Origin of the sequence: Bradyrhizobium sp. BR 10289 (assembly GCF_019455385.1) — a bacterium.
Lineage (GTDB): Bacteria > Pseudomonadota > Alphaproteobacteria > Rhizobiales > Xanthobacteraceae > Bradyrhizobium.
The window spans coordinates 22,582-43,207 of sequence record NZ_JACOFR010000043.1; the positions used below are offsets into that span (position 1 = coordinate 22,582).

Here is a 20,626-nt window from a genome sequence, read left to right on the forward strand (position 1 = left end):
GCCCATGGCCGGGGAAGATCGGCGCCTCGCAGGCGGCGCGACATTCATCGATTTCCAGACCGAACCGTCCCGCTACAAGCACTGGAAGCTGGCGGTCGATGGTGACGTCGCGACGCTGACCATGGACGTCGACGAGAACGGCGGCCTGTTCGAGGGCTATCTGCTCAAGCTCAATTCCTACGACCTCGGCGTCGATATCGAGCTTGCCGACGCGATCCAGCGCCTGCGCTTCGAGCATCCCGAGGTGAAGGTGGTGGTGATGCGCTCGGCCAAGAACCGCGTGTTCTGCGCCGGCGCCAATATCCGCATGCTCGCGGGCTCGACCCATGCCCACAAGGTGAACTTCTGCAAATTCACCAACGAGACCCGCAACGGCATGGAGGACTCGTCCGAGAATTCCGGCCAGCGCTACATCACCGTGGTGAACGGCTCCGCCGCCGGCGGCGGCTATGAGCTGGCGCTTGCGACCGATCACATCATCCTCGCCGACGACGGCTCGTCGGCCGTGGCGTTGCCCGAAGTGCCGCTGCTCGCGGTGCTGCCCGGTACCGGCGGTCTCACCCGCGTCGTCGACAAGCGCAAGGTGCGCCGCGACCACGCCGATTTCTTCTGCACCATCGAGGAAGGCGTGAAGGGCAAGCGCGCCGTGCAGTGGCGCCTCGTCGACGAGATCGCGCCGAATTCCAAGCTGGAAGCCAGGATCGCCGAGCGCGCCAGGGAGTTCGCCGGCAAGTCGAAACGCGCCGGCAGCGGCAAGGGCGTGGCACTGACCCCGCTCAAGCGCGTCATCGACGAGACCAGTATTCAATACGGCTTCGTCACCGTCGATATCGACCGGACCGCGCGCATCGCCACCATCTCGATCAAGGCGCCGGAGACCGCGCCGCCGGCTGACATCGACGGCATGATGGCGCAGGGCGCATCGTTCTGGCCGCTGCAAGTGGCGCGCGAGCTCGACGACGCCATCCTGCATCTACGCATCAACGAGCTCGAGATTGCGATGCTCGTCTTCAAGAGCCATGGCGACCGTGCCCATGTGCTCGCCAGCGACGCCTTCCTTGAAGCCAACAAGGCGCATTGGCTGGTCAACGAGATCAGGCATTACTGGAAGCGCGTTCTCAAGCGCATCGACGTCACCTCGCGCACGCTGGTGACGCTGGTCGAGCCCGGATCCTGCTTTGCGGGCACCTTGGCCGAACTCGTCTTCGCCGCCGACCGCTCCTACATGCTGATCGGCACGCGCCAGGGCGACAACCGCCCGCCGCCGTCGATCGAACTCTCCGCGATGAATTTCGGCCCCTATCCGATGAGCCATGGCCTGACCCGGCTGGAGTCGCGCTTCCAGGCTGACCCTGCGGATGTGGAGCGCGCGGAAGCAACCCTCGGCACCGCGCTCGATGCCGAGCAGGCCGAAGAGCTCGGCCTCGTCACCTTCGCGCTCGACGACATCGATTGGGACGACGAGGTTCGCGTGTTCCTCGAGGAGCGCGCCAGCTTCTCGCCCGACAGCCTCACCGGCATGGAAGCCAGCCTGCGCTTCGTCGGCCCCGAGACGATGGAATCAAAGATCTTCGCGCGCCTCACCGCCTGGCAGAACTGGATCTTCCAGCGCCCCAATGCCGTCGGCGAGGAAGGCGCGCTGCGCCGCTACGGCAGCGGTCAGAAGCCGAAATTCGATATGACGCGAGTCTAGCGAATGGGGAGTTGCGAATGGCGAATAGGGATTTCCATTCGCTACTCGCCATTCGCTACTCGCGCCCTTCAAACGAGTAAGTCCCACACGGGAGGTACCCCATGAACATGAACATCATGAACGTCGACTACTCGACTAAGATTCCGAATAACGTGAATCTCGCTGAAGACCGCCAGGTGCTGAAGGCGCTGGAAGGCTGGCATCCCGGCTACATGGATTGGTGGAGCGACATGGGTCCCGAGGGCTTCCAGGAGTCGCTGGTCTATTTGCGCACTGCCTATTCCGTCGACCCGCGTGGCTGGGCCAAGTTCGACTATGTCCGCATGCCCGAATATCGCTGGGGCATTCTCCTGGCGCCCCAGGAAGAGAACCGCGTCATTCCCTTCGGCGAGCATTATGGCGAGCCTGCCTGGCAGGAAGTCCCGGGTGAGTATCGCGCCATGCTGCGCCGCCTGATCGTGATCCAGGGCGACACCGAGCCGGCTTCGGTGGAGCAGCAGCGCCATCTCGGCAAGACCGCGCCCTCGCTCTACGACATGCGCAACCTGTTCCAGGTCAATGTCGAGGAAGGCCGCCATCTCTGGGCGATGGTCTACCTGCTCCAGAAATATTTCGGCCGCGACGGCCGCGAGGAGGCCGATGATCTGCTGCGCCGCCGTTCCGGCGATGCCGATGCGCCGCGCATGCTGGGCGCCTTCAACGAGGCGACGCCAGACTGGCTGTCCTTCTTCATGTTCACCTACTTTACCGACCGCGACGGCAAGATGCAGCTGCACTCGCTCGCGCAGTCGGGCTTCGATCCGCTGTCGCGCACCTGCCGCTTCATGCTGACCGAGGAAGCGCACCACATGTTCGTCGGCGAGACCGGCATCACCCGCGTCGTGCAGCGCACCTGCGAGGCGATGCGGCAGGCCGGCATCACCGATCCCACCGACATCGCCAAGGTGCGCGCGCTCGGCGTGATCGACCTGCCGACGATCCAGAAGAAGCTGAACCTGCACTACACGCTGTCGCTCGACCTGTTCGGTTCGGAAGTCTCCACCAACGCGGCCAACGCCTTCAACACCGGCATCAAGGGCCGCTATCACGAGACCCAGATCGAGGACGATCACCAGCTCAAGAATTCGACGTATCCGGTGCTCAAGCTGATCAACGGCGAGATCAAGCTGGTCGACGAGCCGGCGCTGACCGCGCTCAACATGCGCCTGCGCGACGACTACAGCCAGGATTGCGTCAAGGGCATGCTGCGCTGGAACAAGGTGATCTCGACCGCCGGCTACGATTTCAAGCTGACGCTGCCCAACGTCGCCTTCCACCGCCACATCGGCGAGTTCAAGGACGTGCACGCCACGCCCGACGGCATTCTGATCGACGATGCCACCTGGGCCAAGCGCAAGGACGAATGGCTGCCCTCGACCGCCGATGGCGACTTCATCACGTCCTTGATGCAGCCCGTCACCGAGACCGGCAAGTTCGCCTCGTGGATCTCGTCGCCGAAGGTCGGCATCGACAACAAGCCGGGCGACTTCGAGTACGTGAAGATCGAGTCGTAGGGGCTTTTCTTAACCTCTCCCCGCTTGCGGGGAGAGGTCGGATTGCGAAGCAATCCGGGTGAGGGGGTACAGGTGCGGCGACAGTCTTCCGTGGCGAGAGAGGCCCCTCACCCCAACCCTCTCCCCGCAAGAGCGGGGCGAGGGAGCGCACCGTCCGTGCCGTAAGCAGCGCGGCTTTGCAGTAAGCAGCCCACCTACCCCGCAATCTCCAGCCCCGCATTCGCGTACACCACGCCGCCATCGACCGCGATGGTGTTGCCGACCACGTAGTCGCCGGCGCGCGAGGCGAGATAGATTGCAATACCTGCCATATCCTCGTCGGTGCCGATCCGCTTGGCCGGAATGCGTTTTGCCACCTCGTCCGAGTGGTCGCGCGCGGCGCGGTTCATGTCGGACTTGAACGCGCCCGGCGCGATCGCGGTGACGTTGATGCTGTCCTTGATCAGCTTAGTCGCCAGGCGCCGCGTCAGATGGATCACCGCGGCCTTGCTGGCGGCGTAGGAATAGGTCTCGCCCGGATTGACGAAGATGCCGTCGACCGAGGCGATGTTGATCACCTTGGCCGGCCGCTCATGCGAGGCCGCTGCACGCAACGGCTTGGCCAGCGCCTTGGTCAGGAAGAACAGCGACTTGACGTTGAGGTCCATCACCTTGTCCCAGCCGCTTTCGGGGAATTCGTCGAACTCCGCGCCCCAGGCTGCGCCCGCATTGTTGACGAGGATATCGAGTTTGGGCTCCAGCTTGATGATCTCGCCGGCCAGCCGCTCGCAGCCCTCGACGGTCGAGATGTCGATCGGCAGTGCGATGCACTCGCCGTCATATTGCGCCGAGAGCTCCTTCGCCGTCGCTTCGCACGGGCCCGCCTTGCGCGCCGTGATGTAGACCTTCGCCGCGCCGGCGCCGAGGAAACCCGCCGCAATCATCTTGCCGATGCCGCGCGAGCCGCCGGTCACGAGTGCGATGCGGCCTTTGAGCGAGAACAGATCGTTGAGCATGGTGCCTCCCTTGGTGTTGGCGACGTTTTGGGCGCCGCGGGGAGGGGAGTCAACTATGCCGCCGCGATCCGGCGGAAGCCGTTCCACATCGCGGTTGCCGCGCCCGAGGTCAGCACCGGCAGGATCCGCGTGTCCTGATAGTTGCCGTTGAGCGAGACGCGCGGCAGCGCGGTCATGTGGCGGCCGTTCTCGGCGAACAGCATGCCGGGCCGCGTCGTCACCGCGGTCTTGAAACCGGCTGTGGCGGCCAAGGCAAATTCTCGCTCGCCGGCTGCTTCGCGGTCGCCGTAGGGATAGGCGAAATGCTGCACCGGACGCTCCAGCGCCTCTTCAATTCGCGCCCGGCTGATGGCCATCTCCTGCGCGGCGATCTCCTCGCTCTGCTTGGCGAGATTGCAATGGCTGATACTGTGCGCGCCGATCGTGACCAGGGGATCTGCGGCGAGCTGCCTCACGCCGTCCCAGGACAGGCACAGGCTGCGGCACAGCGCGTCCATGTCGACGCCGTGCCTCAAGCAGAGCGCGGCGATCTCGCGCGCCAGATCATGCTGGCCCGGCAGCGCGCGCAGCCAGTCATGCAGGCGGTCGAACGCGGCCTGCTTTGCCGCCGGCGTCGTCGCATCGAGCCGCAGTGCGGAACGACCGATTTGCACCTCGATCTGCTCGGCCTTTGCGATCACGGCTTCCAGCGCCGCCCACCACAGGCGTCCGGTGCCTTGGGCGAAATCGCTGGCGACATACACCGCCAGTGGCGCGTCAAATTCGCGCAGCACCGGGACTGCGAATTCGAGATTGTCGCGGTAGCCGTCGTCGAGCGTGAAGGCGGCGAAGCGGCGCTCGAACCGGCCCCGCACCAGCCGCTCATGCAGCTCGTCCATGCTGACGATGTCGATGTCGCGCGCGCGCAGATGGCTCAAGGTGGCGCGAAGGAAATCGGGGGTGACTTCGAGATGCCGGTTCGGCTGGAACGCGCCCTCGCGGGCCGGCCGCACGCGATGCAGCATGAAAATGGCGCCGACGCCCGACAAAAGCGGGCGCAGCAGATGGTGCGCCCCGCTGAAATAGAGTGCTCCCAGCCCGGCGCGGATGACGTTGTTACGGAGTTGTTTCATGACCGGCTGGCCGACCCCTGGCATTCCGCCCTCAACTTAAGGACCGACCCTTGAAGAAAAAGTTATTCCAATTGTTCACGTGAGCGGCCCGGAAGGGCCCCATTTCCGGTTTGACAGCCTGCCAAGGGTTTGTTTTGTCTCCGGTTCCAGAGTTCGGGTCGTCGAATGCAGAAGCTTTTCAGGTGGGCCAGCAAATGGTGGCCGGGGTTGATCCCCCTGGCCGTCATGTGGGGATTTGCGGCCTGGAATAACACCTTGCCGGTCGAGGCCGACCTGTCCGCGCGCAGCTCGGCCGCCCTCAAGGACACCGTCCTGGACAAGACCCGGATCGCCGTGGACGGCCGTGACGTCAGCCTTGCCGCCGAAGCCTTCTCCGAGGAGGGTCGCCGCGACGCCGTGACGACGGTCGAGCTGGTCCCCGGCGTGCGCCTCGTCGACGACCGAACCCGGCTGGTTCCCGAGGCAAAACCCTTCGTCTGGAACGCCGAGCGCGACGTCGTCCGGGTTACCCTGTCGGGCTCCGCGCCCCTGCCGTCGATGAAGGCCCGCCTGACAGAGGTGGCCCGCAAGGAGGTCGGTGGCGTCGAGGTGGCTGATCAGATGGGGCTGGCGCGTGGTGCGCCCGCGCGATTCGAGGCGGCCGCGACGCTGCTGCTCGACCAGATCGGCAAGCTCAAGGACGGCAAGATCACGATCACGGACACCCAGGTCAACCTGTCGGGCATGGCGCGCGATCTCGGCGGCCGCGAAGCGATTGCCGCCGCGCTGAAGAACCTGCCCGAGGGGTTCTCGATCGCCGCCAACGAGATCAAGGCGCCGCCGTACATCTTCCAGGCCTACAAGGATCCGGTCGCCGCGACGGTAACGCTGACCGGCTATGTGCCCGACAACAACGTGCACGCCGCGATCGCCACGAGCGCCTCGCGAAAATTCTTCACCGAGAAGGTCGTGGACAATCTCAAGGCAAGCATTGGCGCACCAAGCTCTTTCAACACTGCCGTGGTCGCAGCGCTTGGCGCATTGTCGCGGCTGTCGACCGGCACGCTCGTGGTGTCCGACCGCGAAGTGAAGCTGTCGGGCGATGCGCTCTATGAAGGCGCCGCCAACGACATCCGCGCCGGCCTCGGCAAGGATTTTCCCAAGAACTGGCAGTACAAGCCCGAGATCACGGTGAAGCCTGCGGCAGGCCCGGTCGACGGCTCGGTCTGCCAGCAATTGTTCACGGAGCTCCTCAACAAGGGCAAGATCCGCTTCGCCACCAGGCGCGCCGACATCGATCCCGACTCCGCCGGCATTCTCGATCATCTGATCGAGACGGCGCTGCGCTGCCCCACCACCAATATCGAGGTCGCAGGCCACACCGATGCGGATGGCGAAGACTCCTTCAACCAGGCGCTCTCGGAGAAGCGCGCACAGGCCGTGATCGACTATCTGGTCAAGGCTGGGCTGCCCGCCAGCCGATTCACCGCCATCGGCTACGGCGCCACGCAGCCGGTTGCCGGCAACGACACCGATGACGGCAAGGCGCAGAACCGCCGCATCGAGTTTTTGGTGAGGTGACGATGCCCTATCTCGTCTCGTTTCATATGGGCTGGCTGATCGGCTCGGTGCTGCTGGGCTTTTGCATGGGCTGGATCTCGGTGGTCCAGCGCGGTAACGGCACCTCGAAGGTGACCGCATACTGGCTCGCGGCACTCGCCGTCGCCCTGGTCGCGGCCTCCTTGGCGCATGTGGTGCCCGGCCGGTTCGGCTATTGGCTCGACCTCGGCCTCATCATGTTCGCCTGCTATCTCGTCGGCTGCACCATCGGCGCCTGGCTGCGTTATTGGGTGGTCTCGCGGAGCCAGCCGGCGGCCTGACGACGAGATGTCCCAGAAATCGCAGCGGGACATCTCATCGTGCGTTGGGCTCAGCGGAAGCCGGCGCTGAAATTATGGTCGCGAATGCCAATGGCTTTCGCCTGTGCCGCGGATACGCCGTCCCGGCACTGGATATAGCGCAGCACCTGCGCGTCAGTGCCCGCGGAGTGCGCGCGCCACATCTCGAGATTGAAGCCGTTCTTGGCCATGCAGGCCTGGGAATGAGGGCTGTCGTTGCGCTCTCTGGCGCTGGCAGGAGCGGCGGCGAGAACGATCGCCGCGATGACGGCGCCACTGAGAAGCTTCATAGTATTCTCCATTCCAAAGTTTCTTGGTCGACGCGACGGCCGCCGAAACCGGCGACAGACGGCCAATTGCCGAGCGTTGCCGATTGCGAGGCGGGTTGTCATGGGGGCGCGAGAGATAACCACAGGCCGTTGTGGCAGGCCGCTCGATGCTCCGGCCGGTCATCGCGTTGCATCATTGGACTGGGTGGCTGGGGATCGGGCGCCGGCCCGTGGCCGCCCCCTCTTTCAACCGGCGACCGCCGCCCATAGATTGATTTGGGCTTAAGGCGTGACGGAACATTGTGCGGCCGAAATCATCAAAACTTCACGGCGGCTGCGCAGGATTGCCATGGAGATTCGCGTCAAGGCGTGCCGCCGAAAGCGTCAAACCGTGCTTCAGGAGCCTGCAACCTGCCTAAAACATTGAAGGCACGAGTTTTTGTTCGAATTGGCGAATTCCACTCGGCCGCAAAACGCGCTAGTGGAGGTGCAGGGGGCATGCGCGATGCCGGGACCGGCGGCGAAGATTCGTTGAGTGCCAGTGCGTCGTCCGCCTGTTCGCCGGCCACCCCGGCCGCTGAAGCGTTGTTCGAGGTCTAGATGCTGGAAGCCATACGCAGGGCGATGACGTTTCTGCGCCAGAAGCAAATCCTGCATAAGCTTGGAGTTGTGATCAGCGTCGCGGTCATCGGCATCGCTTGCTACGTGCTCTACCACATGCTGCGCGGCATCGACATGAACGAGGTGATCGAGGCGATCAAGAGCACCGAGCCGAGCCAGATTGCGATGGCCGCGCTGTTCGTCGCCGCGGGCTATTTCACGCTGACCTTCTACGACCTGTTCGCCGTGCGTGCGATCGGCCATTCCCATGTGCCCTACCGCATCAACGCGCTCGCCGCCTTCACCTCCTATTCGATCGGCCACAATGTCGGCGCCAGCGTCTTCACCGGCGGCGCGGTGCGCTACCGCATCTATTCGGCTTACGGGCTGAACGCGATCGACGTCGCCAAGATCTGTTTCCTTGCCGGCCTCACCTTCTGGCTCGGCAATGCCGCGGTGCTTGGTCTCGGCATCTCCTACCACCCGGAAGCCGCCGCCTCGATCGACCAGCTGCCGCCCTGGCTGAACCGGACCCTAGCGCTGATGATCATCGTGGCGCTGGTCGGCTATGTGGTCTGGGTCTGGACCCAGCCGCGCGTGGTCGGTCGTGGACCCTGGACCGTGGTGCTGCCGGGCGGGCCGCTGACGCTGCTCCAGATCGCGATCGGCATCATCGATCTCGGCTTCTGCGCGCTGGCGATGTACGTGCTGGTGCCGGACGAGCCCAATCTCGGCTTCGTCGTGGTCGCCGTGATCTTCGTCTCGGCGACCCTGCTCGGCTTTGCCAGCCACTCGCCCGGAGGTCTCGGGGTGTTCGACGCCGCCATGCTGGTCGGCCTCTGGCAGATGGACCGGGAAGAGCTGCTGGGCGGTATGTTGTTGTTCCGCGTCCTCTATTATCTGTCCCCCTTCGTCATTTCTGTAATCTTGCTGACGTTTCGCGAAGTTATCATCGGCGCCCGATCGAAGCGTTTGCAGCAGGCGGCGCTCAAGCTCGACCCCGGCCCGGCGCCCGAAGCCGCCTATGTGAGAGAGCGCAGCGACGGCGGCGCCTGACCGCACAAGTCTTTGGGTAAAGTCCCCTAGGAGAAGCCCGCCCCGATGGCGATCGACGCCCCTTCTTCTGCCGCCGCCCAGCCCTGGTCCGACCGGCTGCGGCACTCGACGATCATCCTGATCGTCGCGGCGCTGGCGCTGTCGGTCGTGGTCTCGCTCGGCGAATTGTCGGTCCTGCACGCCGTCGCCGTGTTTCTCTGCATTGCAGTTGCGGCGTTGATCCCGTGGCGCCTGCACGATGCGGCCGCCTCGCGCGACGAGACGCGCCGTATCAACCCGGTCGAGAGCGCGGCGGTGGCCGCGGTCGTCGCCGGGATGCCGGATCCGGCCGTGCTGCTCGACCGCGCCGGCCGCGTCATCCATCTCAATGCCGCCGCCGCGCAGCTCGCGCCGGCGCTGCGCCGGAACGAGCTTGCCCAGTTCGCGCTGCGCTCGCCGGAGATCATCACGGCGCTGCGCGAGTCCATTGCGACCACGGAACCGCGGCGCGCCACCTATCTCGACCATGTGCCGGTCGATCGCTGGATGGAACTGATCATCACGCCGGTGCCGGTGCCGACCAGCTTCGGCGGCGCCGACAAATGCATGCTGATGACGTTCCACGACCAGACGCCGCTGCGCCGGGTCGAGGAGATGCGCGCCGACTTCGTCGCCAATGCCAGCCACGAACTGCGCACGCCGCTGGCGGCGCTCTCCGGCTTCATCGACACGCTGCAGGGCCAGGCCAAGGACGATCCCAAGGCGCGCGAGCGCTTTCTCGGCATCATGCACAATCAGGCCACCCGCATGGCGCGCCTGATCGACGATCTCCTGTCGCTGTCGCGGGTGGAACTGTCGGCCCACGTCCGGCCGGATACCCTGGTGGACCTGCTGCCGATCATCCGCCAGGTCGCCGACGGGCTGGAACCGCTGGCGCGCGAGCGCCAAGTCGAGGTCGAGATCAATCTGCCCGATACGCCGGTTATGATCGCGGGCGACCGCGAGGAGCTGCTCCGCCTGTTCGAGAACCTGATCGAGAACGCGCTCAAATACGGCGCCTCCGGCGGTCGCGTCATCGTGTCGCTGACCTCCGACGGAACTCAGGAAGTCCGGGTCATGGTCCGGGATTTCGGCCCCGGCATCGCCCCGGAGCACCTGCCGCGGCTGACCGAGCGGTTCTATCGGGTGGACGTTGGCGACAGCCGCTCGCAGGGCGGCACGGGCCTCGGATTATCGCTGGTGAAACATATTCTTAACCGTCATCGCGGCCGGCTTTTGATCGAAAGCGTCCCCAGGCAGGGCGCCACCTTCATCGCCTGTTTTCCCCAGGTGAAGACCCTGACGCAGAGCTGAATCTCAAGCGATTTCAGTCGCTTGTCTGTGTCATCCAGCTGTCACGAAACCTTCGTAAAAGCACAGCCGACCGCTCCTAAAGGGGCGGCGCGGGGAGCGCGATCGGGCGCTGATGGCGCTTCGTTCCCCTGTATGGAGACCAGCATGAATTTCATCAAAACGATCGTCGCTGCCGGCTTGGTCGCCGCAACGACGACGGCGGCCTTCGCCGCCGACATCACGGGTGCAGGCGCGACCTTCCCGTTCCCGATCTATTCGAAATGGGCTGACGCCTACAAGAAGGAGACCGGCAACGGTCTGAACTACCAGTCGATCGGCTCGGGCGGCGGCATCAAGCAGATCCAGGCCAAGACCGTGACCTTCGGCGCCAGCGATGCGCCGCTCAAGGCCGAGCAGCTCGAGAAGGACGGCCTCGTCCAGTGGCCGATGGTGATGGGCGCCATCGTTCCCGTCGTCAACATCGAGGGCGTCAAGGCCGGCGAGCTCGTGTTCGACGGCGAGACCCTCGCCAACATCTATCTCGGCAAGATCACCAAGTGGGACGACGCCGCGATCAAGAAGCTGAACCCCAACGCCAAGCTGCCCTCGGAAGCCATCACTGTGGTCCGCCGCTCGGACGGTTCGGGCACCACCTTCAACTTCACCAACTATCTCTCCAAGGCCTCCGCGGACTGGAAGAGCAAGGTCGGTGAGGGCACCGCGGTCGAGTGGCCGGTCGGCGTCGGCGCCAAGGGCAACGAAGGCGTGTCGGGCAACATCAGCCAGACCAAGAACTCGATCGGTTACGTCGAGTATGCCTATGCCAAGCAGAACAAGCTGACCTACACCGGTCTCGTCAACAAGGCTGGCAAGACCGTGCAGCCGACCGTCGAGGCCTTCCAGGCGGCCGCCTCCAACGCCGACTGGGCCAAGGCTCCCGGCTACTACGTGATCCTGACCGACCAGCCCGGCGACAAGTCCTGGCCGATCACGGCGGCGACCTTCATCCTCATGCACAAGGACGCCACCGACAAGGCGGCCTCGCAGGAAGCCATCAAGTTCTTCCGCTGGGCCTTCAAGAACGGCGGCAAGGCGGCTGAAGAGCTCGACTACATCCCGATGCCCGAGGGCGTCGTGACCCTGATCGAGAAGACCTGGGCTGCCGAGATCAAGAGCTAAGCGCTCTCTCGTGTCCCGGACGCGGTGCAGCCCTGGCGATGCGAAGCATCGTCCAGACGCTGCTCCGCAGAGCCGGGACCCACAAGAACTGGGCCCCGGATCAGCGTCGCACCGCCTCCGGGGCATCAGGCCGAAAACAAGCGTATATAAAACGGGTACAGGGGATCGGCGTGGCTGAGATGGCTGTCGAGAGCAATGTAATTGATGCCGCCGGACCGTATGACCGCGCCAAGGCGTTGAGCGCGTTCAAGCTCGGTGACCTCACCTTCTACTGGATCACGCGGCTGTCCGCGATCTCGGTGCTGCTCATCCTCGGCGGCATCATCATCTCGCTGATCGTCGGCGCCTTCCCGGCGATGAAGGAATACGGATTCGCCTTCCTGTGGACGCAGCGTTGGGCGCCGTCGGCGGATCCGCCCGTGCTCGGCGCGCTCGGCCCGATGTACGGCACGCTCGTCACCTCCTTCATCGCGATGCTGATTGCCATTCCGGTCGGTCTCGGCATCGCCATCTTCCTCACCGAGCTCTGCCCGCAATGGCTGCGCCGCCCGATCGGCATGGCGGTCGAGCTGCTCGCCGGCATTCCCTCGATCATCTACGGCATGTGGGGCTTCTTCGTGCTTGGCCCGTTCCTGGCCAACACCTTCCAGCCCTTCATGATCAAGATCTTCGACGGCGTTCCCGTGCTGGGCGCGATCTTCGCAGGTCCCCCGTCCTATCTCAGCCTGTTCAACGCCGCGCTGATCCTCGCCATCATGGTGCTGCCCTTCATCACCTCGATTTCGGTCGACGTGTTCAAGACGGTGCCGCCGGTGCTGAAGGAAGCCGCCTACGGCGTCGGCTGCACCACCTGGGAGGTCGTGCGCAGCGTGGTGATCCCCTACACCCGCGTCGGCATCATCGGCGGCGTCATGCTGGCGCTGGGCCGCGCGCTCGGCGAGACCATGGCGGTGACCTTCATCATCGGCAACTCGTTCCGGATCTCCTCCTCGATCTTCGCGCCGGGCACCACGATCTCGGCGGCGATCGCCTCCGAATTCGCCGAGAGCGACGGTCTGCACCAGTCCGGCCTGATCCTGCTCGGCCTCCTGCTGTTCGTGCTGACGTTCTTCGTGCTGGCAGGCGCGCGGCTGATGCTGCTGCGCCTCGAACAGAAGGCGGGGAAGTGACATGAACCCGATTTACGCACGCCGCCGCCGCAAGGACATCGTCATCCGCGGGCTCTGCTTTGCGGCCGCCGCGTTTGGCGTCACCTGGCTCGCGCTGATCCTGGTCACGCTGCTCTACAACGGCATCGCCGGCCTGAACCTTCAGCTCTTTACCGAGAATACGCCGCCGCCGGGCTCGACCGAAGGCGGCCTGCGCAACGCCATCGTCGGCTCGATCATCATGACCGTGATCGGCGTCGGCATCGGCGCGCCGCTCGGCCTGTTCGCCGGCACCTATCTCGCCGAGTACGGCCGCAACGACAAGCTGACCTCGGTGATCCGCTTCATCAACGACATCCTGCTGTCGGCACCCTCGATCATCATCGGCCTGTTCATCTACGGCGCGGTGGTCGTGCCGATGCGCGGCTTCTCGGCGATCGCAGGCTCGCTCGCGCTCGCCGTCATCGTCATCCCGGTGGTGTTGCGGACGACCGAGGACATGCTGCTCTTGGTGCCGAACGCGCTGCGTGAAGCTGCCTCCGCGCTCGGCCTGCCGCGCTCGCTGGTGATCAAGCGCATCGCCTATCGGGCGGCGCGCTCGGGTCTCATCACCGGCGTGCTGCTCGCCACCGCCCGCGTCGCCGGCGAGACCGCGCCGCTGCTCTTCACCGCGCTGTCGAACCAGTTCTTCAGCCTCGGCCTGAACAAGACGATGGCGAACCTGCCGGTCACCATCAACAACTTCGTGCAGAGCCCCTACGCCTATTGGAAGCAGCTCGCCTGGAGCGGCGCGCTGCTGATCACGTTGACCGTGCTTGCCCTGAACATTGGCGCGCGCATCCTCGGCGCCGAGAGGACTGCAAAATGACCGATCTGTCCGTATCCGTGAGTTCCAACGCCCATCTGGCCTCGCAGCAGCCGCTGCCGGAAGCGCCCGCCAAGGTGACGGTGCGCAACCTCAACTTCTATTATGGTGAGCACCACGCGCTGAAGAACATCAACCTGACGCTCGGCACCAACCGCGTCACGGCGTTCATCGGCCCGTCCGGCTGCGGCAAGTCGACCCTGCTGCGCATCTTCAACCGGATGTACGACCTCTATCCGGGCCAGCGCGTCACCGGCCAGCTGATGCTCGACCAGACCAACATCCTCGACCCCAAGCTGGACCTCAATCTGCTGCGCGCCCGCGTCGGCATGGTGTTCCAGAAGCCGACGCCGTTCCCGATGACGATCTACGAGAACATCGCCTTCGGCATCCGCCTCTACGAGAAGATCTCGAAGTCCGAGATGGACGACCGCGTCGAGAAGGCGCTGCGCGGCGGCGCGCTGTGGAACGAGGTCAAGGACAAGCTCAACGCCTCCGGCCTGTCGCTCTCCGGCGGCCAGCAGCAGCGCCTCTGCATCGCCCGCACCGTCGCGGTGCGGCCTGAAGTGATTTTGTTCGACGAGCCCTGCTCGGCGCTCGACCCGATCTCGACCGCCAAGGTCGAGGAGCTGATCCAGGAGCTGTCCGAGAACTACACGATTGCGATCGTGACGCATAACATGCAGCAGGCGGCGCGCGTCTCCGACAAGACCGCCTTCATGTATCTCGGCGAGCTGATCGAGTTCGACGACACCAGCAAGATCTTCACGTCGCCGACCGACCGGCGCACGCAGGATTACATCACCGGCCGGTTCGGCTGAGGAGACAGGACATGGGTTCTGAACATACCGCAAAGGCCTTCGACACCGACCTCCAGGAGCTCACCCGCCTGGTCGCCGAGATGGGCGGCATCGCCGAGCGCATGATCGTCGATTCCGTCGACGCGCTGATCCGCCGTGACGTCGCGCTCGGCCAGCGCGTCGTCACCACCGACGCCGAGCTCGACGCGCTGCAGAAGAAGATCGAGGAGCGCGCCGTCCTCACCATCGCGCGCCGCCAGCCGATGGCGGTGGACCTGCGCGAGATCGTCGGCGCCATGCGCGTCGCCACCGATCTCGAGCGCATCGGCGACCTCGCCAAGAACATGGGCAAGCGCGTCGCGGCGCTGGAGACGGATTTCCATCCGCTCAAACTGTTCCGCGGCCTCGAGCACATGACCGACCTCGTGCAGCAGCAGGTCAAGTCGGTGCTGGACGCCTATGCCGCGCACGATCTGCCGGCGGCGATGGCGGTGTGGAAGGGCGACGAGGAGGTCGACGCCATCTGCACCTCGCTGTTCCGCGAGCTCCTCACCTACATGATGGAGGATCCGCGCAACATCTCGTTCTGCATCCATCTAATGTTCTGCGCCAAGAACATCGAGCGGATCGGCGACCACGCCACCAACATCGCCGAGACCGTGTTCTACATGATCGAGGGCCAGGCGATCACCGACAAGCGGCCGAAGGGCGACATGACGACCTTCGCCACCACGGTCCCGAATACCTGAAGACTTAAGGAGCGACGACCTAATGGGCGCACGCATCATGGTGGTTGAAGACGAGGAAGCTCTCACCGAGCTCCTCCGTTACAACCTCGAAGGCGACGGCTATGACGTCGAGACGGTGATGCGCGGCGACGACGCCGACACCCGCCTCAAGGAGCACATCCCCGACCTGATCGTGCTCGACTGGATGCTGCCGGGGCTATCAGGCATCGAGCTGTGCCGGCGGCTTCGTACCCGGCCCGAGACCAAGCAGCTGCCGATCATCATGCTCACCGCGCGCGGCGAGGAGAGCGAGCGGGTGCGCGGTCTTGCCACGGGCGCCGACGACTACATCGTCAAGCCGTTCTCGGTGCCGGAACTCCTGGCCCGCGTGAAGGGCCTCCTGCGCCGCGCCAGCCCGGAGCGGCTCGCCACCGTGCTGGCCTACGGCGACATCGAACTCGACCGCGACAAGCGCCGCGTCGCGCGCTCGGGCCGCCCGATCGATCTCGGCCCGACCGAATATCGCCTCTTGGAGTTCTTCCTGGAGCATCCCGGCCGCGTGTTCTCGCGCGAGCAACTGCTCGACAGCGTCTGGGGCCGCGACATCTATATCGACGAACGCACCGTCGACGTGCACATCGGCCGCCTGCGCAAGCTGCTCAATCTCGGCCGCGAGCAGGACCCGATCCGCACCGTTCGCGGCGCCGGCTATGCGCTCGACGATCGGTTCGCGAAGGCCGAGCAGACGTAAGGCCAAGCTGCGTCGACAATCACAGCCGTCATCCCGGACAAGCGTCAGCGCAGATCCGGGATCCATGACCACAGGGCGTGATTGTTTACGAAGAGGGTAACTCCGAGTCCCCGTAACCACGCCTTGCGGTGGCTATGGGTCCCGGATCTGCGCGCGCTTTTGGCGCGCTTGTCCGGGACGACATCGGATGTGTTGAGCCGTCGTCGTCCGACGGCCGCAATCAGCTAGATCAATGAGCTCAGCGCGTACCCGGCTTCGCCGGCGCACGCCGCCGGTCCGCTGCGGGCTGGTACGCCACGCGCGAGTGCTGGGCGCAGTAGGGCAGGCCCGAGAGCGCCTTGCCGCCGCAGAAGAAGAAATCCGGGCTCGAGGGATCGCCGACCGGCCAGTGGCAGGTCGCCTCGTTCAATTCCAGCAGCGACAGCCGCTGGCTCATCGGCACCACGTTGTCGTAGGTCACGGGTTCAGCCTCGACCTCGACCTCGAAGGCCTGCGCCAGCGCGGTGTTGCCGCGGGCAATGGGCCGGGTGACGCGCATCATGTGCTGCGCGGGACGCGCCTTGCGCGGCCGGGGCGCCGCCGATGAGGGGCTCTTGGCGCGGCCGGACAGGCCGAGCCTGTGCACCTTGCCGATCACGGCATTGCGGGTGACATTGCCAAGCTCAGCGGCGATCTGGCTGGCCGACAATCCGGCCTCCCAGAGCTTTTTCAGCTGCTCGACGCGATCGTCGGACCAGGTCAAAACCGTCATTGCACCCTTTCCCTCGCTGCGCGGCTGCCATCCTGGCGCCCTTGCGGCGAATGCCTAAGCTTCGAAAAACCCGTGCCGCCAGAATCCCTTAAGGCTCGCCGGGCGCAATCAGACGCCCGAACGTTTACGCCGGTACATGAGGACTTAAGGGATCAGAAACACTGCACGAGATGTCGTATCTGACAAGCCAAACGCTACAATATGGCGTGACTCACGCGCAAGAGTCAGCCGACTCGCTTCCACATGTTCCGTGGCAAAAACCCCGCAAATCCGGCACCGCAAGACTACGGATTTAGCGTTTCGCGAGGCTTTCGGGTGGCATTGACACATGTTTTACCAGGCCTAAGATGGTGTCACGTGCCGCCCTTAAAAGGCGGCACGTTTCGTTTTCCGGGCCGGTTGATGGTGCGTTGCGCAATGCACGCTCACGCCGTCCGCAACATCAAGTGACCGTCATGACTAACAGCGCAGCGCCGCATTTGCTCCCGGTTTTCGCCAGGTCCGACCTCGGTTTCGAGCGCGGCGAAGGCTGCTGGCTGATTGCAACCAATGGCGATCGCTATCTCGATTTTACCTCCGGCGTCGCCGTGAACGCGCTCGGCCATGCCCATCCCGCGCTGGTCAAGGCGTTGCAGGAACAGGCGACCAAGCTCTGGCACATGTCGAACCTGTTCCAGAGTCCTGACGGCGAGAAGCTCGCCGCACGCCTTTGCAACGAGAGCTTCGCGGACTTCGTGTTCTTCTGCAATTCCGGCGCGGAGGCCCTGGAGGGCGTGATCAAGCTGGTCCGCCATCATCACTTCTCGAAGGGCCATCCGGAGCGCTATCGCATCATCACTTTCGAAGGCGCCTTCCACGGCCGCACGTTGGCAACGCTCGCTGCGACCGGCTCGGCGAAATATCTCGAAGGTTTTGGCCCGCCGATGGACGGTTTCGACCAAGTCCCGCACGGCGATATCGAAGCGGTCAAGAAGGCGATCGGCCCGCAGACCGCGGGCATCCTGATCGAGCCGATCCAGGGCGAAGGCGGCGTGCGTTCGGCGCCGGCCGGCTTCCTCAAGGCGTTGCGCCAGCTCTGTGACGAGAAGGGCCTGCTGCTCGCCTTCGACGAGGTGCAGACCGGCATGGGCCGCACCGGCGATCTGTTCGCGCATCGCCGCTCCGGCGTCACGCCCGACGTGATGTCGCTGGCGAAGGCGCTCGGCGGCGGTTTCCCGATCGGCGCGATCCTGGCGACTGCGGATGCGGCGAAGGGCATGGGCCCCGGCTCGCACGGCTCGACCTTTGGCGGCAATCCGCTGGCGATCGCGGCGGCCAACGCCGTGCTCGACGTCATGCTCAAGCCCGGCTTCTTCGACCACGTGCAGAAGATGTCGCTGCTGCTCAAGCAGAAGCTCGCCTCGGTGATCGACCGCTACCCCGATGTCGTGAGCGAAGTGCGCGGCGAGGGCCTCTTGATCGGCATCAAGGCCGTGGTGCCCTCAGCCGATCTTGGCGCGGCGCTGCGCAACGAAAAGCTGCTGACGGTCGGTGCCGGCGACAATGTCGTGCGCTTCCTGCCGCCCTTGATCGTCACCGAAGCCGAGATCGAGGATAGCGTCGGGCGGCTCGAGCGCGCCTGCGCCGCGATCTCATCCAGCCAGACCAAGCGGGCGGCAAGCTGATGAGCAAGTCCCCGAAGCACTTTCTGGACATCAACGAGCTCCCGTTGTCGGAGCTCAAGAGCATGCTCGACGCCTCCACCGCGATGAAGGCGAAGCAGAAGGCGCATCAGCCGGTCAGGCCGCTCGAAGGCAAGACGCTGGCGATGATTTTCGAGCGTCCCTCGACGCGCACCCGCGTCTCGTTCGACGTCGCCATGCGCCAGCTCGGCGGCGAGCCCATCATGCTCACCGGCGCGGAGATGCAGCTCGGCCGCGGCGAGACCATCGCCGACACCGCGCGCGTGCTGTCGCGCTATGTCGATGCCATCATGATCCGCATCCTCAACCACGATGCGCTGCTCGAGCTTGCGGCCAACGCCACCGTGCCCGTCATCAACGGGCTGACGCGGCGCTCGCATCCCTGCCAGGTGATGGCCGACCTCATGACCTATCAGGAGCATCGCGGCCCGATCGAGGGCCGGACGGTGGCCTGGACCGGCGATGACAACAACGTTTTGGCATCGTGGGCCCACGCGGCCGAGCGCTTCAAGTTCCAGCTCAATGTCGCAACGCCGCCGGAACTCGCCCCGAAGAAGGCGATGCGCGACTTCATCAAGGCGACCGGCGCGTCGATCGTGCTCGGCACCGATCCGGAGGCCGCCGTGAAGGGCGCCGACTGCGTCGTCACCGACACCTGGGTGTCGATGGGCGACAAGGAAGGCGAGCACCGCCACAACGTGCTCAAACCCTACCAGGTCAATGCCAAGCTGATGTCGCTGGCCAAGCCCGACGCGCTGTTCATGCACTGCCTGCCCGCCCATCGCGGCGAGGAAGTCACGGACGAGGTGATCGACGGCCCCCAATCGGTCGTGTTCGACGAGGCCGAAAACCGCCTGCATGCGCAGAAGGGCATTCTGGCCTGGTGCTTTGACGCGGTGAAGTAGCCTTTTCTCGTAGCCTGGATGAAGCGCAGCGAAATCCGGGTTTTTCGACGCGCGGGAAGATCCCCGGATTGCGCTGCGCTCCATCCGGGCTACGCAGGCCTCATCCCAGCGATGGGATGCGGGCGCGCCTCTTTCATTTTGCATCGACCGACCCCAGATAACGCCCCATGGTTTCCCAATCCCCTGACATGAAAACCGGGCCTGAAGGCCCGGTTCGCGCGCCATCCGCGGTTCCGATCGACGATGCGGTGTTGCCCTACGAGGTCGACGCGCTCGACGTGCGCGGCCGCCTGGTGCGGCTCGGGCCGGCGCTCGACGACATCCTGACGAAGCATGATTATCCCGCGCCCGTCGGCAAGCTGCTCGGCGAGGCCATCGTGCTGACGACACTGCTCGGCTCGGCGCTGAAGTTCGAGGGCCGCTTCATTCTCCAGGCCCAGACCGACGGCCCAGTGTCGTTCCTGGTGGTGGACTATCAGGCGCCCGATCGCCTGCGCGCCTATGCCCGTTTCGACGCCGCGCGCCTCGGCGACGCGAAAGATTCCGGCACGCTGCTCGGCCGCGGCCATCTCGCCATGACCATCGACCAGGGGCCGGACATGAGCCGCTACCAGGGCCTGGTCGCGCTCGAGGGCGGCAGCCTGGAAGATGCCGCTCACGAATATTTCCTGCGCTCCGAGCAGATCCCGACCAAGGTGCGTCTCGCGGTCGGCGAGGAATGGCGCTCGAGCGACGGCGGCAAGCACCGCTGGCGCGCCGGCGGCATGCTGATGCAGTTCCTGCCGAAGGCACCCGAGCGCGCGCGGCAGGCGGACCTGCATCCCGGCGATGCGCCTGAAGGCGTCGAAGTGCACGCTGTTGCGGAAGACGACGCCTGGGTCGAGGCGCGCTCGCTGATCGAGACCGTCGAAGACGTCGAGTTGATCGATCCCGAGTTGTCCGGCGAGCGGCTGCTCTACCGCCTCTTCCACGAGCGCGGCGTGCGCGTGTTCAATCCGCTCTCGCTGAAGGCGCAATGCTCCTGCTCGCGCGACGCCGTCGCCTCGATGCTGAAGAGCTTCTCGCCCGACGACCGCGCCGCCATGGTCAAGGACGACAAGGTCGTCGTGACCTGCGAGTTCTGTAGCTCGGTGTATCAGTTCACGCCGCACGAAGCGGGCGTGGAGGACGCGTAAATCTATTCTTCGTCATTGCGAGCGCAGCGAAGCAATCCAGAATCCCTCTGCGCAAAGACTCTGGATTGTTTCGCTGCGCTCGCAATGACGACTGTAGAGGCAGCGTCCGCCCCATCTCTCCCCGTCACCCTGAGGTGCTCGCCTCTTCGGCGAGCCTCGAAGGGCGACGGCCCCGC

19 protein-coding genes are annotated in these 20,626 nt (G+C 65.0%); 15 read left to right on the plus strand and 4 right to left on the minus strand.

Annotated elements, in window-relative coordinates; translation table 11 throughout:
* The first annotated feature begins 4 nt into the window (after positions 1-4).
* Both boxC and boxB read left to right on the plus strand, forming a co-directional pair.
* Positions 5-1,693 (plus strand): 2,3-epoxybenzoyl-CoA dihydrolase, encoded by a 1,689-nt coding sequence (gene boxC / locus HYH08_RS36885; RefSeq protein ID WP_220014734.1) that lies wholly within the window; start codon positions 5-7, stop codon positions 1,691-1,693.
* Positions 1,694-1,794: 101 nt separating this feature from the next.
* Positions 1,795-3,246 carry a benzoyl-CoA 2,3-epoxidase subunit BoxB gene (gene boxB / locus HYH08_RS36890; RefSeq protein ID WP_220014735.1) on the plus strand — a complete coding sequence of 484 codons (1,452 nt, stop codon included), beginning with the start codon at positions 1,795-1,797 and terminating at the stop codon, positions 3,244-3,246.
* 194 nt (positions 3,247-3,440) lie between these two features.
* Here the strand turns inward: boxB and HYH08_RS36895 are convergent, their stop codons facing one another.
* Both HYH08_RS36895 and HYH08_RS36900 read right to left on the minus strand, forming a co-directional pair.
* Complete coding sequence (locus tag HYH08_RS36895; RefSeq protein WP_220014736.1) at positions 3,441-4,241, minus strand: SDR family oxidoreductase; 801 nt, start codon at positions 4,239-4,241, stop codon at positions 3,441-3,443.
* Between the two features lie 53 nt (positions 4,242-4,294).
* Positions 4,295-5,353 carry a polysaccharide deacetylase family protein gene (locus tag HYH08_RS36900; RefSeq protein ID WP_220014737.1) on the minus strand — a complete coding sequence of 353 codons (1,059 nt, stop codon included), beginning with the start codon at positions 5,351-5,353 and terminating at the stop codon, positions 4,295-4,297.
* A gap of 165 nt (positions 5,354-5,518) precedes the next feature.
* On the opposite strand from HYH08_RS36900, the gene HYH08_RS36905 reads away from it, so the two are divergent.
* Together HYH08_RS36905 and HYH08_RS36910 are read left to right on the plus strand one after the other, a co-directional pair.
* A complete protein-coding gene (locus tag HYH08_RS36905; RefSeq protein ID WP_220014738.1) occupies positions 5,519-6,913 on the plus strand; it encodes an OmpA family protein in 1,395 nt (464 codons plus the stop codon).
* Positions 6,914-6,915: 2 nt separating this feature from the next.
* Entirely contained in the window at positions 6,916-7,212 is a 297-nt protein-coding gene (locus HYH08_RS36910) for a hypothetical protein (RefSeq protein WP_220014739.1), read from the plus strand.
* 50 nt (positions 7,213-7,262) lie between these two features.
* On the opposite strand, the gene HYH08_RS36915 is transcribed toward HYH08_RS36910, so the two are convergent.
* Positions 7,263-7,520 carry a hypothetical protein gene (locus HYH08_RS36915; RefSeq protein WP_220014740.1) on the minus strand — a complete coding sequence of 86 codons (258 nt, stop codon included), beginning with the start codon at positions 7,518-7,520 and terminating at the stop codon, positions 7,263-7,265.
* Positions 7,521-8,099: 579 nt separating this feature from the next.
* Between HYH08_RS36915 and HYH08_RS36920 the strand changes: the two genes are divergently transcribed.
* The 8 genes from HYH08_RS36920 (at position 8,100) to phoB (ending at position 15,937) form a co-directional block, all read left to right on the plus strand.
* On the plus strand, positions 8,100-9,155 hold the full coding sequence (locus HYH08_RS36920; RefSeq protein WP_220014741.1) for a lysylphosphatidylglycerol synthase domain-containing protein: 1,056 nt from the start codon (positions 8,100-8,102) through the stop codon (positions 9,153-9,155).
* A 45-nt stretch (positions 9,156-9,200) separates the two neighbouring features.
* Complete coding sequence (locus tag HYH08_RS36925; RefSeq protein WP_220014742.1) at positions 9,201-10,487, plus strand: ATP-binding protein; 1,287 nt, start codon at positions 9,201-9,203, stop codon at positions 10,485-10,487.
* A gap of 144 nt (positions 10,488-10,631) precedes the next feature.
* On the plus strand, positions 10,632-11,645 hold the full coding sequence (gene pstS / locus HYH08_RS36930) for a phosphate ABC transporter substrate-binding protein PstS (protein WP_220014743.1): 1,014 nt from the start codon (positions 10,632-10,634) through the stop codon (positions 11,643-11,645).
* Positions 11,646-11,824: 179 nt separating this feature from the next.
* Entirely contained in the window at positions 11,825-12,814 is a 990-nt protein-coding gene (pstC, locus tag HYH08_RS36935; protein ID WP_220014750.1) for a phosphate ABC transporter permease subunit PstC, read from the plus strand.
* A gap of 1 nt (position 12,815) precedes the next feature.
* Positions 12,816-13,661 (plus strand): phosphate ABC transporter permease PstA, encoded by an 846-nt coding sequence (pstA, locus tag HYH08_RS36940; RefSeq protein ID WP_220014744.1) that lies wholly within the window; start codon positions 12,816-12,818, stop codon positions 13,659-13,661.
* Entirely contained in the window at positions 13,658-14,479 is an 822-nt protein-coding gene (gene pstB, locus HYH08_RS36945; protein WP_220014745.1) for a phosphate ABC transporter ATP-binding protein PstB, read from the plus strand. The genes pstA and pstB overlap by 4 nt, the downstream gene beginning before the upstream one ends.
* A gap of 11 nt (positions 14,480-14,490) precedes the next feature.
* A complete protein-coding gene (phoU, locus tag HYH08_RS36950) occupies positions 14,491-15,207 on the plus strand; it encodes a phosphate signaling complex protein PhoU (protein WP_080133536.1) in 717 nt (238 codons plus the stop codon).
* A gap of 22 nt (positions 15,208-15,229) precedes the next feature.
* On the plus strand, positions 15,230-15,937 hold the full coding sequence (gene phoB, locus HYH08_RS36955) for a phosphate regulon transcriptional regulator PhoB (protein WP_008143479.1): 708 nt from the start codon (positions 15,230-15,232) through the stop codon (positions 15,935-15,937).
* Between the two features lie 238 nt (positions 15,938-16,175).
* Here phoB and HYH08_RS36960 read toward each other — a convergent pair whose 3' ends face one another.
* Entirely contained in the window at positions 16,176-16,688 is a 513-nt protein-coding gene (locus HYH08_RS36960; protein WP_080133535.1) for a GcrA family cell cycle regulator, read from the minus strand.
* A gap of 455 nt (positions 16,689-17,143) precedes the next feature.
* Between HYH08_RS36960 and HYH08_RS36965 the strand changes: the two genes are divergently transcribed.
* From HYH08_RS36965 to HYH08_RS36975, 3 genes are all read left to right on the plus strand, one after another.
* Entirely contained in the window at positions 17,144-18,352 is a 1,209-nt protein-coding gene (locus HYH08_RS36965) for an aspartate aminotransferase family protein (RefSeq protein ID WP_220014746.1), read from the plus strand.
* Positions 18,352-19,275 carry an ornithine carbamoyltransferase gene (argF, locus tag HYH08_RS36970; RefSeq protein ID WP_220014747.1) on the plus strand — a complete coding sequence of 308 codons (924 nt, stop codon included), beginning with the start codon at positions 18,352-18,354 and terminating at the stop codon, positions 19,273-19,275. Before HYH08_RS36965 ends, argF begins: the two co-directional genes overlap by 1 nt.
* A gap of 167 nt (positions 19,276-19,442) precedes the next feature.
* Positions 19,443-20,450 carry an Hsp33 family molecular chaperone gene (locus HYH08_RS36975; RefSeq protein WP_220014748.1) on the plus strand — a complete coding sequence of 336 codons (1,008 nt, stop codon included), beginning with the start codon at positions 19,443-19,445 and terminating at the stop codon, positions 20,448-20,450.
* Positions 20,451-20,626: the final 176 nt, after the last annotated feature.

Coding starts and splice junctions, on each gene's coding strand:
- HYH08_RS36900 (WP_220014737.1), bottom strand. CDS start 5,353: ATGAAACAACTCCGTAACAACGTCATCCGCGCCGGGCTGGGAGCACTC.
- pstS (WP_220014743.1), top strand. CDS start 10,632: ATGAATTTCATCAAAACGATCGTCGCTGCCGGCTTGGTCGCCGCAACG.
- phoU (WP_080133536.1), top strand. CDS start 14,491: ATGGGTTCTGAACATACCGCAAAGGCCTTCGACACCGACCTCCAGGAG.
- argF (WP_220014747.1), top strand. CDS start 18,352: ATGAGCAAGTCCCCGAAGCACTTTCTGGACATCAACGAGCTCCCGTTG.
- phoB (WP_008143479.1), top strand. CDS start 15,230: ATGGGCGCACGCATCATGGTGGTTGAAGACGAGGAAGCTCTCACCGAG.
- pstB (WP_220014745.1), top strand. CDS start 13,658: ATGACCGATCTGTCCGTATCCGTGAGTTCCAACGCCCATCTGGCCTCG.
- boxB (WP_220014735.1), top strand. CDS start 1,795: ATGAACATGAACATCATGAACGTCGACTACTCGACTAAGATTCCGAAT.
- HYH08_RS36960 (WP_080133535.1), bottom strand. CDS start 16,688: ATGACGGTTTTGACCTGGTCCGACGATCGCGTCGAGCAGCTGAAAAAG.
- HYH08_RS36905 (WP_220014738.1), top strand. CDS start 5,519: ATGCAGAAGCTTTTCAGGTGGGCCAGCAAATGGTGGCCGGGGTTGATC.
- HYH08_RS36915 (WP_220014740.1), bottom strand. CDS start 7,520: ATGAAGCTTCTCAGTGGCGCCGTCATCGCGGCGATCGTTCTCGCCGCC.
- HYH08_RS36965 (WP_220014746.1), top strand. CDS start 17,144: ATGACTAACAGCGCAGCGCCGCATTTGCTCCCGGTTTTCGCCAGGTCC.
- boxC (WP_220014734.1), top strand. CDS start 5: ATGGCCGGGGAAGATCGGCGCCTCGCAGGCGGCGCGACATTCATCGAT.
- HYH08_RS36895 (WP_220014736.1), bottom strand. CDS start 4,241: ATGCTCAACGATCTGTTCTCGCTCAAAGGCCGCATCGCACTCGTGACC.
- HYH08_RS36975 (WP_220014748.1), top strand. CDS start 19,443: ATGGTTTCCCAATCCCCTGACATGAAAACCGGGCCTGAAGGCCCGGTT.
- HYH08_RS36925 (WP_220014742.1), top strand. CDS start 9,201: ATGGCGATCGACGCCCCTTCTTCTGCCGCCGCCCAGCCCTGGTCCGAC.
- pstA (WP_220014744.1), top strand. CDS start 12,816: ATGAACCCGATTTACGCACGCCGCCGCCGCAAGGACATCGTCATCCGC.
- HYH08_RS36920 (WP_220014741.1), top strand. CDS start 8,100: ATGCTGGAAGCCATACGCAGGGCGATGACGTTTCTGCGCCAGAAGCAA.
- pstC (WP_220014750.1), top strand. CDS start 11,825: ATGGCTGTCGAGAGCAATGTAATTGATGCCGCCGGACCGTATGACCGC.
- HYH08_RS36910 (WP_220014739.1), top strand. CDS start 6,916: ATGCCCTATCTCGTCTCGTTTCATATGGGCTGGCTGATCGGCTCGGTG.